The 13080-nt window shown below is 59.2% G+C and carries 10 protein-coding genes; 7 read left to right on the top strand and 3 right to left on the bottom strand.

The window, feature by feature from the left end; genetic code table 11:
• Positions 1-4: 4 nt before the first annotated feature.
• Complete coding sequence (locus HX812_RS09590) at positions 5-1351, bottom strand: MFS transporter (protein ID WP_038849761.1); 1347 nt, start codon at positions 1349-1351, stop codon at positions 5-7.
• Positions 1352-1602: 251 nt separating this feature from the next.
• Between HX812_RS09590 and HX812_RS09585 the strand changes: the two genes are divergently transcribed.
• The 3 genes from HX812_RS09585 (at position 1603) to HX812_RS09575 (ending at position 6755) form a co-directional block, all read left to right on the top strand.
• On the top strand, positions 1603-1968 hold the full coding sequence (locus tag HX812_RS09585) for a YkgJ family cysteine cluster protein (protein WP_038849758.1): 366 nt from the start codon (positions 1603-1605) through the stop codon (positions 1966-1968).
• A 140-nt stretch (positions 1969-2108) separates the two neighbouring features.
• Positions 2109-4373, top strand: coding sequence for a bifunctional diguanylate cyclase/phosphodiesterase (locus HX812_RS09580; protein WP_038849756.1), 2265 nt, complete (start codon positions 2109-2111; stop codon positions 4371-4373).
• Between the two features lie 204 nt (positions 4374-4577).
• On the top strand, positions 4578-6755 hold the full coding sequence (locus tag HX812_RS09575; RefSeq protein WP_038849754.1) for a hypothetical protein: 2178 nt from the start codon (positions 4578-4580) through the stop codon (positions 6753-6755).
• Positions 6756-6794: 39 nt separating this feature from the next.
• Here HX812_RS09575 and HX812_RS09570 read toward each other — a convergent pair whose 3' ends face one another.
• Both HX812_RS09570 and HX812_RS09565 read right to left on the bottom strand, forming a co-directional pair.
• Positions 6795-7883, bottom strand: a complete 1089-nt coding sequence (locus HX812_RS09570; RefSeq protein WP_038849752.1) for a hypothetical protein — start codon at positions 7881-7883, stop codon at positions 6795-6797.
• A 252-nt stretch (positions 7884-8135) separates the two neighbouring features.
• Entirely contained in the window at positions 8136-8447 is a 312-nt protein-coding gene (locus HX812_RS09565) for a DUF2288 domain-containing protein (protein ID WP_038849750.1), read from the bottom strand.
• A 340-nt stretch (positions 8448-8787) separates the two neighbouring features.
• Here HX812_RS09565 and HX812_RS09560 point away from each other — a divergent pair, with 340 nt between their 5' ends.
• From HX812_RS09560 to livG, 4 genes are all read left to right on the top strand, one after another.
• A complete protein-coding gene (locus HX812_RS09560) occupies positions 8788-9915 on the top strand; it encodes a branched-chain amino acid ABC transporter substrate-binding protein (protein WP_016975069.1) in 1128 nt (375 codons plus the stop codon).
• A 226-nt stretch (positions 9916-10141) separates the two neighbouring features.
• Positions 10142-11065, top strand: coding sequence for a high-affinity branched-chain amino acid ABC transporter permease LivH (gene livH / locus HX812_RS09555; protein ID WP_028619257.1), 924 nt, complete (start codon positions 10142-10144; stop codon positions 11063-11065).
• Complete coding sequence (locus HX812_RS09550; protein WP_016975068.1) at positions 11062-12315, top strand: high-affinity branched-chain amino acid ABC transporter permease LivM; 1254 nt, start codon at positions 11062-11064, stop codon at positions 12313-12315. The genes livH and HX812_RS09550 overlap by 4 nt, the downstream gene beginning before the upstream one ends.
• The gene (livG, locus tag HX812_RS09545) at positions 12312-13079 is read left to right on the top strand and encodes a high-affinity branched-chain amino acid ABC transporter ATP-binding protein LivG (protein WP_016975067.1); all 768 of its coding nucleotides are present in this window, start codon (positions 12312-12314) and stop codon (positions 13077-13079) included. The genes HX812_RS09550 and livG overlap by 4 nt, the downstream gene beginning before the upstream one ends.
• The last annotated feature ends 1 nt before the right edge of the window (position 13080 follow it).

Genomic DNA, 13080 nt, shown 5'->3' with positions numbered 1-13080 from the left:
GGTCTCAAGCTGCCACCGCCGAACCCGGCACCTCCACCGCACTCAACCCCTCCTTCATCTTCTTGGCATCGCGCACAAAGCTGCGCGACGCCTGGAACAGAAACAGCATGGTCAAGAACAGCGCTACCGGGATCAGGTACATGGCGTCATGCAACCCCACCGCTTTATACGCTTCAGTCATCTGTTCCGCCCCGGCCGCGTACATCGCCGAATGGGCGAAATGATCGGAAAGCCCACCCACCACGATCGGCCCCATCCCACCGCCCAGCAAGTACAACCCGGCAAAAAACAGCGCCATGGCCGTGGCCCGCAGGCGCGGTTCAACCACGTCCTGAATCGCCGTATACACGCAGGTGTAGAAGTTATAAGCGAACAACCAGCCCACGCTGAACAACGCCACAAACACGCCAATCTCAATGCGCCCGGCGTGCAACGCCCAGGCGGTGGTCACGGTGGAGATGATCAGGCTGAACGCGGCGAACAACAGGCGACCATTGGCAACACGCTGGTGGATCTTGTCAGCGACCCAGCCGCCTAGCGTCAGGCCGACCAGACCGGTCAACCCGACGATGACGCCCGTGGCGACGGCCGCCTCCTGCAACGGCATCAGGAAATAACGCTGCAGCATCGGCACCAGGAACGAGTTGCAGGCGTAGGTCGCAAAGTTGAAGCACAGCCCGGCCAGCACCAGCCACAGGAAGGTCGGCACTGCCAGCACACGGCGGATCGGGCGGTCGACACGTTCCTGGGAGACCTGCACGGTTTCGGCGGCGCCGCGCTTGGGCTCCTTGATATAGAACATGAACACCGCCAGGATCATCCCCGGTACCGCCGCGATAAAGAACGGCGCGCGCCAGCTGTCGAACGCCTTGACCATCCAGCCGATGGTGAAGAACGCCAGCAACAGCCCCAGCGGCAGGCCCAGCATGAAAATGCCCATGGCCCGCGCGCGACGGTGCGCCGGGAACAGATCGCCAATCAGCGAATTGGCCGCCGGCGCATAACTGGCTTCGCCAATGCCAATGCCCATGCGCACCAGCAGAAAGGTCCAGAAACTGCCGACCATGCCATTGACCGCCGTCAACCCGCTCCAGGCGAACAGGCCCCAACCCATCAGTTTGCTGCGCGAGCCGGTGTCGGCCAGGCGCCCGAGGGGCAGGCCGGCAATGGCGTAGACGATAGTGAAGGCGGTACCGATGATGCCGAGCTGGAAGTCGCTCAAATGCCATTCCATACGGATTGGCTCAATGATGATCGCCGGAATCGTGCGGTCGAAAAAGTTGAACAGGTTGGCGAGGAACAGCAGGAACAGAATGCGCCAGGCATTCGCCGCTTGGGTCGAGTTCTGCATGGGTCCGTCTCTTTTATTGTTATGAGAGCTGCGATGCCCGATGCATCCTGCCCGGTACCTGCAACATAGTCAGCCAGCACCCGGTTGTCTGTAATGATTCGTAAAGCTGATAGGGCATGATTTCGCCCGGCAGCACGGGACTTCGCCTACAAAAATATAAGTGCCTGCCCCCCTTCCCAAAGGCCATGGCCCGGATAGAATGGCGAGCCTTCCGTAACACCCCACCCCTACTTTTCTTATCGATGACGCCCATGTCCGAAGCCAGTCCGTGTCTGAATTGCGGTGCCTGCTGTTCACACTTTCGCGTGTCTTTCTTCTGGGGCGAGTGTGCCTCGTCAGGGGGTACGGTGCCCGATGACCTGGTGGTGCAAATCAACCCCACCCGGGTGGCGATGATCGGCACCGACCAGAAACCGGCGCGCTGCTGCAGCCTTGAAGGGGAAGTAGGCCAAGGCACCCGCTGCACGATCTACGATCAGCGCTCCAGTGTGTGCCGCGAATTCGAGTCCTCCTGGTATGAGGGTGTACACAACGCTGATTGCGATGCAGCCCGCGCCGCATTTGGCCTGGCGCCACTGGAAGCACCGTTCGAACTGGACCTGCCCATCAGTGCTTAGCATCAAACGCTATGGGTCGAATGCCAAAATCGTAGAGAAGCAAAGTGCCATTACTCCTTGGCGAATTCTCCTACACGTCTACACTGGTCCCCATAGGTCATCGCCGTAGGCAGTGACGTGACGCTATGACGGGACATGCTATGGAATGGCTGGGTCTGCACTTTTTTACCGAGCTTCCTGAGAGCGGGCACTTATTACTCAATTGCAGTCATAACCCCTTTCTGGTGCTACTGGCCTATCTGGTCGCGTGCGCGGCGGGTTTCGGCACGCTGGACATGGCCGAACGCGTCGGCCACGTCGAAGACCCCACTGCACGGCGCCATTGGCGCTGGCTTGGCGCCGGTTGCCTGGCAGGCGGAATCTGGTCCACCCACTTCATCAGCATGTTGGCCTTCCAAGCCCCGATTGCCATCCACTACGAACTGCTCATGACGTTCGCGTCCTTGCTGATCGCGTTGATCGCATCGTTGATCGCCATGCAAACCCTGAGTCACTCCCACCTGCGCTTCCACCAGTATTTGCTGGCGTCGGTGTGGATGGGCATCGGCATCGCCTTGATGCATTACGTCGGCATGTCGGCCATGCGCTCCCAGGCACAGGTGTATTTCGAAACGAAACTGTTCATGGCCTCGGTAGGTATCGCCATGGGCGCCAGCCTTGCGGCGTTGTTGCTGTCGAGCTATTTGCGTAGCGGTAGCGGTGTATTCCATCAACTGCTCAAGTACGCCGCCAGCCTGGTATTAGGCGCAGGCATTTTGAGCATGCATTTTACCGGCATGGCGGCCATGCAACTGATCGTCCCCACCGGGGCTGACCTCTCATTGCCTCTGGATAACAACCCTATCCAACTTGGCCTGTCGGTCGCCGTCATCACCCTGCTGGTAATCGGCAGCAGCATCAGCGCGGCCCTGGCCGACAAGAAGCTGCAGCACAAGGAACGTGACCTGCGCCGGGTCAATGCCCTGCTCAGCGAACTCGACCAGGCCCGCGCCTCGCTGCAGCAGGTAGCCCATTACGACGCCCTGACCAGCCTGCTCAACCGAAGAGGCTTCAACCAGATCTTCGCGGAAAAGCTCGCCGAAAAAACCGCCTCCCACGGCATGATGGCGGTGATTTTCCTCGATATCGACCACTTCAAGCGCATCAATGACAGCCTCGGGCATGACGCCGGCGACCAATTGCTCACCGTGCTGGCCGGGCACATCAAGGGCTCGGTACGCAGCCACGCCGATGTGGTTGCGCGGTTTGGCGGCGATGAGTTCTGCATCCTGATCAGCATCCACCACCGCGACGAAGCCCGACACCTGGCCCAGCGCATCATGCAACAGATGAAAGAACCCATCGAACTGGCCGGCCGACGCATGGTGATGACCACCAGCATCGGTATCAGCCTGTTCCCCGATGACGGCCTGACCTGCGAAGAACTGCTGAAAACCGCCGACCTGGCGCTGTACCAGTCCAAAGACACCGGGCGTAACAGCCTGAACTTCTTCAGCTCCAACCTGAAAACCCGCGCCTTCCTCGAACTGCAACTGGAAGAGGAACTGCGCGGCGCCCTGCGCGCCCGCAACCAACTGGTGCTGTTCTACCAACCGATTTTCGACATGAAACAGGGCAAGGTCACGCGGCTGGAAGCGCTGGTTCGCTGGCAACATCCACAGCATGGTTTGCTGGCTCCGGACCGCTTTATCGGCATCGCCGAAAGCAATGGCCTGATTGCCGAACTGGACCACTGGGTACTGCGCCAAGCCTGTCATGACCTGAGCCTGCTGTCTGAACGGGGTTATACCGACCTGACCATGGCGGTGAACTGCTCGGCCCTGAACCTGGCCCGCGATGAGCTGGCAGATGAAATCGAAGACGCCTTGCGCTTCAGCGGGATCGGCGCCAACCGCCTGGAGCTGGAAGTCACCGAAAACGCCCTGATGGGCAACATCAGCAGCACCTTGGCGTTGCTGCGGCAAATCCGTGCGCTGGGCGTGTCGCTGGCCATCGATGACTTTGGCACCGGCTACTCATCCCTCGCTTACCTCAAGCGCTTGCCCCTCAACACCCTGAAGATCGACCGCTCGTTTATCCAGGATATTCCCAAGTCCACCGCCGACATCGAGATCGTCCAGGCGGTGATTGGCATGGCCCACACCCTGCACTTGCAGGTGGTGACCGAAGGCGTGGAAACCCAGGCCCAATTTGACCTGCTGCTCAAGCATGGCTGTGATTTCGTGCAGGGCTACCTGCTTAGCCCGGCGGTGTCGGCCAGTGACATCATGGGTGTGATGCAGGGCATCAATCAACGCAACCCGCTCTACCCGCTCAACGTGGGGGTCACCAAAGACAGCAATGTGCCGAAAGATCCCGCCCCGAGCCGTGGCGGCTCCCCGTCCGTCGTCAGGCCAATTCGCTGACGCCGATTCTTTGGCATTTCGCCATCATTCGCCTAAAGAACGCCGACGAACGGCCGATTCATCAGAGTCCGGCCAGGTTTTCCCCGAAAACACTAGGGTTTAGCCCACTCGCCCAGGACAAGGACGCACTGTAAAGTCGCGAACTCCCATTCCGTGATGGCCTTTTGATGTTTTCCAGCCATCCGCCCAGGCACATGGCGCACAATGACTTCTAAAAATAACTCTGCCACCGTGGTATCCGACGTGTTGCTCCCAGCTCCTGCGGAAAAACCCTCAGGTTCACAGTCATTGAGCACCGCCCGCCCGCTGGCCACCCAGCAATACCTGTACTTCACCGAAACCAATACCGACCGCATCCTCGACAACCTCGATGGCCTGCGCGACATGGTGTTCCCCCGCCCGCCCCATCTGGAAGGCGACAACGATCCGCGCAACGAGCAGGAATTCCCCTCGGTGTGCCTGATCGGCCTGGGCCGTTGCGGTTCGAACATCGCGCTCGACGTGGCGGAACTGGTGTACAACGCGCGCAAGTTCTACCTGAACGAATTCAGCAACGAAGACAAGTCGCAGGACAAGGGCTACAGCCCCGCCCAGTGGATCCGCAACAACCTGCGCCTGGGCAGCGGCAAGGCCAGCAAACCGGTGTTCCTGGTGGAGCCGCTGGTGATGCTCGGCGACTTGGACAAGGACATCGCCGGGCGCATCCGTTTCTCGCGCAAAGGCGAAAAAAGCGGCTTTTTGCGCGACTACAGCAAGATGAAAATCATGGACCTGTCGGAAGTCCATGCCGGTGGCGCCGGTAACGCGCCGATCCTTGGCCAGTACCTGGCCAAGATCATCCTCAATAAAGATACCCAGCGTTTTTCCAGCCCTGACTGGAAGATGATCCACTCGTACCTGATCGACTCGTGCGGCATCAAGGCCAACCAGTCACGCCTGTACTTCTCGATCTTCAGCGCTGGCGGTGGCACCGGCTCGGGCATGGCCTCGGAGTTCGGCCTGGCCCAGCAGCACTCGTACATGAACAAAACGTTCGACACCAAGCCCGCCGATGAGCACGACAGCAAAAGCGGCCATGCCTTCGTGTTCGAGCCGATCTTCACCAGCGGCATTTGCGTGCTGCCGAACATTTCCGACCACCGCAGCGAAATGTCCGAGGCGCTGCACATCAACGCCGGGCGTCTGCTGTGCAAATACCTGTCGGAAGAATGGGACTTCTCGTACAACTTCGCCAATGAAGACAGCAGCGAAGCCAGCGTGAAGGGGCGTATCCGGCCGTGGAACGCGATGATGCTGATCTCCAACGACATCATGCGTTATGCCGAAGAAAGCGATGACGGCAACATCCAGAACATTGACGTCAATGCCATGGAAAAACACGCCAACCAGTACATTTCCCAGCAGATTTTCAACATCCTCACGGCCCAGGCGGTGACCACCGACTACGACCAGAACTACTTCCGGCGCGCCGGGATCGACATCGGCGAAACCATCCGCCTGGATGCCAACGACCTGTTCATGAGCCTGGCCGGCCCGGTGGCGATTGCCTACGCCGAGTCCGTCGTGCCGGAAACCCCGGCGCCGTCGAGCGACAAGTTCAAGGTATTCGAGAAAGAGCCGCAGCGCCTGAACATCGATGACCTGTTCTTCCGCTCCATCGACCTGCCGCACTTCAACAAGGTCACCCAGGCTATCGAAGGCATCAGCCTGCTGCCGATCGAATCCAAGCGCTACAAGGCGTCGCTGGAGCAGTACAAGAATTCGGGCTACGACGCGGCCGCATTGCATGACCTGCATTTCTTCAAGAACTGCTCGTCGGTGGTGTCGATTGTTTCGTTGCCCAAGGACTACAAGCTGTCCTACATGGACCTGAACCGGCTCAAGACCCACCTCAACAGCCTGTTCCCCAACACCACGCTCAAGCGCTATGCCCTGGTGATCGGTGCCTCTGCCAACCTGTCGCTGACCACGCTGATCGCCAAAAGCCCGTGCCTGTCGGATGACTTCCTTACCTTGATCGTGGCGTTTATCAAACGCTGCTTTGCGCGCAACCCCTACCGGTTCGATGACACCCTGGATAACTCGATCCTGGATTTCATCATCCACGAGGACTTCGACGAAGACCGTATCGACGAGCTGCTCAACGAGTTCGAAAACCCGGCGAAGATCCTCGATACCAACTGGTACGCGATCAAGCCGATGTATGAGAAGAAGTACCGCGAGCTGATCAACGACAAAGAGAAATTCGTGTCGATCAATGACATTCGCCTGTCACGGGATTGCGTCAAGAAGGCGATCAAGTACCTGCGCGAGATCTACCGCCACCGCATCGGTAAGACCAAGGTTATTTCGTTGAATAACCACACTGGCAAGACCGCCTGAAGCCATGCGACGGCGCTTCTGGGCGCCGTCGCAGGCTCATCAGGTTCTTCGTTGGTGCAGGTAGTCGACGATGGCTTGTTCGTCCGCAGACTTCATCGGCCGGGGCAGTTGCTGGGGCCAGCCGGCTTGGCTCGAACCGAAGAACTTGTTCTGCTCTGCCTCATCCCAATCGCGGATTTCACGCGAGGCCGATTCCCACCAACCCTGGCGACACACCTCGTAATAGGGGTTCTCAGGCGCCGCGCTGCCGTAGAGCAGGTCGCGCCCGACCCTTTTCAGGTGTTTGCGCTGATTGCGCAGCTTCCATTTGATAAGCAACCGTTGCCAGGCTGATGGCACGGGCTTGACCTGCGGCACCTCCAGGCAACGCGCCACCAACTCAGGACTGAAGGTTTCGCCATGCAGGCTGAAAAAATGCGCCTGCATGGCGTGGAAGAAGCGCTTTTCGGCGTAATAGTGATGAACGAACTTCCTGGCCTCGCGCACCTTCTTGCCACGCATCGCGAAGGAAATCGCGACTTGCTCGATGGTGTGAATGTCGAATGAACCCTGCGTCCACTCGTCGATCAGGCCAATCGCGGTCTTGAGCAACGCGCAGTCGCTGGCGCGCACGCCGCACAGGCCACTGTTGTAGAGCTTGAAACTGTTGCTGGCAGAAATGCCGTGGGCATGCAGGTGCTGGCCCAGCTTGAGGTAGTCCGGGCGTTTGCAGACATAGCTCCAGTCGTACTCGAATTCGTCCATCACATACTGGCCCGAGCCGATGAGTTCGAAGACGCGATGGGGCGACTTGAGGAACAGCGTGTCGGTGTCGACGAACAGCGTGGTGTCCGCCAGCGTCAAGCCTTGGGCGATCGCACAGGCCTTGCGCCGGTGCAGGTAACCGTTGTCGCCCTGCCATTGGATCAGGGTCTGCTCGTCCAGCTCGATGGTTTCCACCGGCCAGCCGATAAAATCCTGCGGACGATCGGTCATGACCCGGATACACAATGACTCACCCGGCTTGAGCCGTGCCAAGGCAGTGAGCATGCTGAATTTGGCCTCACGCCGGTAAACGTCTTGTTTACCGTAGATAAGGTAGAGCAGCTGGTGCGAGGGTTTCGCTGAGGGGGGCAGCGTAGACGGCATGATGGGCTCCGGGTGACAGGCTGCGCACTTTACCGGAATTCCATGTCTTCCTACTGCCAAGATCCGACAATCGCCAGGCTTTTCAAACACCGGGAAACAATTCTTCCCCGCTGTCAGCCATGGAAAAACTGTTCCCATGACGTGCGCGTCACCCTGAGCTGTGACCTTTCTTCACGGCAAGATGCCATCACGGCGCCAGCGGTTACCCCGCTACACACTTTCAAACCTGAAATTCACGCACCGTTTCAGTGCCTACTTGGAAGCCACCGCCCTTTCCTGGATCAGGATCCACGGCGAAACCACCACGGCCCACAGGCTCGGATCGCGCTCAACCAGGTCCAGCGCCCGCGTCGCAGACACTTCGCCCAGGCTGCCAGAGGCCAGCCAGGCAGCGACTTTGTCGCGGTTGTCCTCGGCCATTCCCTCGGCGGCTTCGATCAAATCCAGGCCAGCGTCGACCCACAATAGGGCACCCTTGGCAAAGAACGGCTCAAGCTCCTTCCAGGATATTTCGGCGGTTTCACCAAGCAGCTTGGCATAGAGGGTGCTAGGTTCTTGCGTCATGGGAATTCACCTGAGTAAAAAACGGCGCAATCATAACGTCGTGGCCCTGGTAGAAAAACCCAGTTGCAAATGAGTCACCGAGAGAAAGTGTCAGGAAAGCCAAGGATTGCCCGAAACTCTGGCATCACCCCGCCGCAATTCTGTCTTTTTCTTTCATTTAAGCGACATACCCGGGTTTTGCCCCCAGCAGCCAGCTTTTCAAGCGATCAACCGGCGCTCTACACTGTACCGGTACAGTTGCCAGGGCACTGCCGGGGGGATATCCGAGATATCTGATCCGGTTCTGCAGCTCACAAGGCCGCTAGAACTATAAAAAATACAACAGTAAGAGTGGAGCACTATGAATAAGGCTACTAAGCAGATTTCCAAACTGTTTGCCGCTATGGTCCTGGCTGGGGTTGCCGGCCATTCGTTCGCAGCCGACACCATCAAGATCGGTATCGCAGGGCCTAAGACCGGTCCAGTGACGCAATACGGCGACATGCAATTCATGGGTGCCAAGCAAGCCATCGCCGACATCAACGCCAAGGGCGGCGTAGACGGCAAGATGCTTGAGGCCAAGGAATACGACGACGCTTGCGATCCTAAACAAGCCGTTGCCGTCGCCAACAAAGTGGTCAACGACGGCGTCAAGTTCGTGGTCGGTCACCTCTGCTCCAGCTCCACTCAACCTGCCTCCGACATCTATGAAGACGAAGGCGTGATCATGATTACTCCGGCTGCCACCAGCCCGGAAATCACCGCCCGTGGCTACAAGCTGATCTTCCGCACCATCGGCCTGGACAGCGCCCAAGGCCCGGCCGCCGGCAACTACATCGCCGACCACGTGAAGCCGAAGATCGTTGCCGTCCTGCACGACAAGCAGCAATACGGTGAAGGCATCGCCACCGCCGTTAAACAAACCCTCGAGAAGAAAGGCACCAAGGTTGCCGTCTTCGAAGGTCTGAACGCCGGCGACAAAGACTTCTCCTCGATCATCCAGAAACTCAAGCAAGCCAACGTCGACTTCGTCTACTACGGCGGCTACCACCCTGAGCTGGGCCTGATCCTGCGCCAAGCCAAGGAAAAAGGCCTGAACGCCAAGTTCATGGGCCCGGAAGGCGTCGGCAACGACTCCATCTCGCAAATCGCCCAGGGCGCTTCCGAAGGCCTGCTGGTAACCCTGCCTAAATCCTTCGACACCGACCCGGCCAACAAAGCCATCGTTGAAGAGTTCGCCAAGAACAAGCAGGACCCAACCGGTCCGTTCGTGTTCCCAGCCTACTCGGCCATCGAAGTGATCGCCGGCGGTATTGCCGCTGCGAAGAGCGAAGACACCGCCAAAGTGGCAGCCGCCATTCACGCGGGCACCTTCAAGACCCCTACCGGCGATCTGAGCTTCGACGCCAAGGGCGACCTGAAGGACTTCAAATTCGTGGTCTACGAATGGCACTTCGGTAAACCAAAAACCGAAGTTTCCCCTCAGTAAGCCAGGCGTTACTGGTCCAACAAGCCCACTGTGAGAGCAGTGGGCTTTGTTTTACGAGGTTTATGGGCCTGTCACCCGCGATCCGGGCGCTGGCTCACCTGAAAATCTTAAAACCGTCACCAGCGGTTCGCTGGCAAACGCTTTGTGCAACCTGGTCACAGAACAGGGCACAGGCCGGAAATGACTCCACCAGTGAAATGCGTATCGGGTTTTTAGGAGCGCTGTAATGCCTGAGATCTATCATTTTTTCCAACAGCTGGTTAATGGCCTGACCATTGGCAGCACCTATGCCTTGATAGCCATTGGCTACACAATGGTTTACGGCATCATTGGAATGATCAACTTCGCCCATGGCGAGGTGTACATGATTGGTTCCTACGTGGCCTTTATCGCCCTTGCCGGGTTGGCCATGATGGGTATCCACTCCCTGCCGCTGTTGATGACCGCCGCGTTCCTGGCGTCGATCGTCGTGACCAGTGCCTATGGCTACAGTATCGAGCGCGTTGCGTATCGTCCCTTGCGTGGCAGCAACCGTCTGATCCCGCTGATTTCCGCCATCGGCATGTCGATTTTCCTGCAGAACACCGTATTGCTGTCCCAGGACTCCAAGGACAAGTCCATTCCCAACCTGATCCCGGGGAGCATCTCCTTCGGCCCAGGTGGCGCACAAGAAGTGCTGATTTCGTACATGCAGATCCTGGTCTTTGTCGTCACCCTGGTGGCGATGCTGGGCCTGACCCTGTTCATCTCTCGCTCCCGTCTGGGGCGCGCCTGCCGGGCTTGCGCCGAAGACATCAAGATGGCCAACCTGCTGGGCATCAACACCAACAACATCATCGCCCTGACCTTCGTGATCGGTGCCGCACTGGCTGCCGTTGCGGCGGTGCTGCTGAGCATGCAGTACGGCGTGATCAACCCCAACGCCGGTTTCCTGGTAGGCCTCAAGGCCTTTACTGCGGCGGTTTTGGGCGGCATCGGCAGTATCCCGGGCGCGATGCTCGGTGGCCTGGTGCTGGGTGTGGCCGAAGCCTTTGGCGCCGATATCTTCGGCGACCAGTACAAGGACGTCGTGGCGTTCGGCCTGTTGGTTCTGGTGCTGTTGTTCCGTCCGACCGGCATCCTGGGCCGTCCGGAGGTTGAGAAAGTATGAGCAGATATCTTAAATCGGCGTTTTTCAGCGCCTTGCTGGTATGGGCCGTGGCCTTTCCGGTACTCGGCCTCAAGCTGAGCATTGTCGGCATCAACCTGGAAGTGCATGGCACCGGTCCCGTGACCCTGACCATCATCGCCCTGTGTTCGGTGCTGATGTTCCTGCGCGTGCTGTTCACCCAGCAGGTCGGCGCCCTGTTCAAGGGCAACCGTGGCCCGTTGGTATCGCCCAAGGTCAGCCAATTCCTGACCCTGCCGCGTACCCAGCGCTACATCATCATCGGCCTGATCGTGGCCGCGTTGATCTGGCCGTTCTTCGGCTCGCGCGGTGCGGTCGACATCGCCACCCTGATCCTGATCTACGTGTTGCTGGGCCTGGGCCTGAACATTGTGGTGGGCCTGGCCGGCTTGCTCGACCTGGGTTACGTGGGCTTCTACGCGGTGGGTGCCTACACCTACGCGCTGCTCTCGCACTACCTGGGCTGGGGCTTCTGGATCTGCCTGCCTTTGGCGGGCATGGCGGCGGCTACGTTCGGCTTCCTGCTGGGCTTCCCGGTGTTGCGCCTGCGCGGTGACTACCTGGCGATCGTGACCCTGGGTTTCGGTGAAATCATCCGTCTGTTCCTGCGTAACCTCACCGACATCACCGGCGGCCCCAACGGCATCAGCAGCATCCCCAAGCCGACCTTCTTCGGGCTGACGTTCGACCGTAGCGCCGCAGAAGGCATGCAGACCTTCCACGAGTACTTCGGGATCGACTACAACCCGGTGAGCAAAGTGGTGTTCCTGTACCTGGTGGCGTTGCTGCTGGCACTGGCTGCCCTGTTCGTGATCAACCGCCTGCTGCGCATGCCCATCGGCCGTGCGTGGGAAGCGCTGCGTGAAGATGAAATCGCCTGCCGTGCACTGGGCATGAACCCGACAGTCATCAAGCTTTCGGCATTTACCCTCGGGGCAACGTTTGCCGGTTTCGCCGGCAGCTTCTTCGCCGCTCGCCAAGGCCTGGTGACGCCGGAGTCGTTCACCTTCATCGAGTCGGCGATCATCCTCGCCATCGTGGTACTGGGTGGCATGGGCTCGCAACTGGGCGTGATCCTGGCGGCGATCGTGATGATCCTGCTGCCGGAAATGATGCGTGAGTTCAGCGAATACCGCATGTTGATGTTCGGCGCCATGATGGTGCTGATGATGATCTGGCGTCCTCAAGGCCTGCTGCCCATGCAACGTCCACACATGGAGCTGCGCAAATGAGCCGCGAGATCCTGAAAGTCGAAAATCTGAGCATGCGCTTCGGCGGCTTGCTGGCGGTCAACGGCGTGGCCCTGACCGTGAAAGAGAAACAAGTGGTAGCGTTGATCGGCCCCAACGGCGCCGGCAAGACCACGGTGTTCAACTGCCTCACCGGTTTCTACAAGCCGAGCGGTGGCAGCATCCTGCTGGACGGCCAGCCGATCCAGGGCCTGGCCGGTCACGAAATCGCCCGCAAGGGTGTGGTGCGGACGTTCCAGAACGTGCGGTTGTTCAAGGACATGACGGCGGTCGAGAACCTGCTGATTGCCCAGCACCGACACCTGAACACCAACTTCTTCGCAGGCCTGTTCAAGACCCCGGCGTTCCGCAAGAGCGAGCGCGAGGCCATGGAGTACGCCGAGTACTGGCTGGACAAGGTCAACCTGACCGAGTTTGCCAACCGCCCAGCCGGCACCCTGGCCTACGGTCAGCAACGTCGCCTGGAAATCGCCCGCTGCATGATGACCCGCCCGCGGATCCTCATGCTCGACGAACCCGCGGCCGGCCTGAACCCCAAGGAAACCGAAGACCTCAAGGCGCTGATCAGCGTGTTGCGTGAGGAAAACAACGCCACGGTGTTGTTGATTGAACACGACATGAAACTGGTCATGAGCATTTCCGACCACATCGTGGTGATCAACCAGGGCACGCCTTTGGCCGACGGGACGCCGGAGCAGATCCGCGACAATCCTGAAGTGATCAAAGCCTATTTGGGGGAAGCGTAAA

It is taken from the genome of Pseudomonas sp. IPO3749 (genome assembly GCF_013386605.1).
GTDB classification, from domain to species: Bacteria; Pseudomonadota; Gammaproteobacteria; order Pseudomonadales; family Pseudomonadaceae; genus Aquipseudomonas; species Aquipseudomonas azotoformans_A.
The sequence above is the reverse complement of the archived record's forward strand: the minus strand, read 5'-3'. Positions and strand labels throughout refer to the sequence as shown.

Bases quoted from the DNA above. Each gene is read 5' to 3' on its own strand.
- HX812_RS09590 (WP_038849761.1), bottom strand. From the start codon at position 1,351: ATGCAGAACTCGACCCAAGCGGCGAATGCCTGGCGCATTCTGTTCCTG.
- HX812_RS09585 (WP_038849758.1), top strand. From the start codon at position 1,603: ATGTCCGAAGCCAGTCCGTGTCTGAATTGCGGTGCCTGCTGTTCACAC.
- HX812_RS09580 (WP_038849756.1), top strand. From the start codon at position 2,109: ATGGAATGGCTGGGTCTGCACTTTTTTACCGAGCTTCCTGAGAGCGGG.
- HX812_RS09575 (WP_038849754.1), top strand. From the start codon at position 4,578: ATGACTTCTAAAAATAACTCTGCCACCGTGGTATCCGACGTGTTGCTC.
- HX812_RS09570 (WP_038849752.1), bottom strand. From the start codon at position 7,883: ATGCCGTCTACGCTGCCCCCCTCAGCGAAACCCTCGCACCAGCTGCTC.
- HX812_RS09565 (WP_038849750.1), bottom strand. From the start codon at position 8,447: ATGACGCAAGAACCTAGCACCCTCTATGCCAAGCTGCTTGGTGAAACC.
- HX812_RS09560 (WP_016975069.1), top strand. From the start codon at position 8,788: ATGAATAAGGCTACTAAGCAGATTTCCAAACTGTTTGCCGCTATGGTC.
- livH (WP_028619257.1), top strand. From the start codon at position 10,142: ATGCCTGAGATCTATCATTTTTTCCAACAGCTGGTTAATGGCCTGACC.
- HX812_RS09550 (WP_016975068.1), top strand. From the start codon at position 11,062: ATGAGCAGATATCTTAAATCGGCGTTTTTCAGCGCCTTGCTGGTATGG.
- livG (WP_016975067.1), top strand. From the start codon at position 12,312: ATGAGCCGCGAGATCCTGAAAGTCGAAAATCTGAGCATGCGCTTCGGC.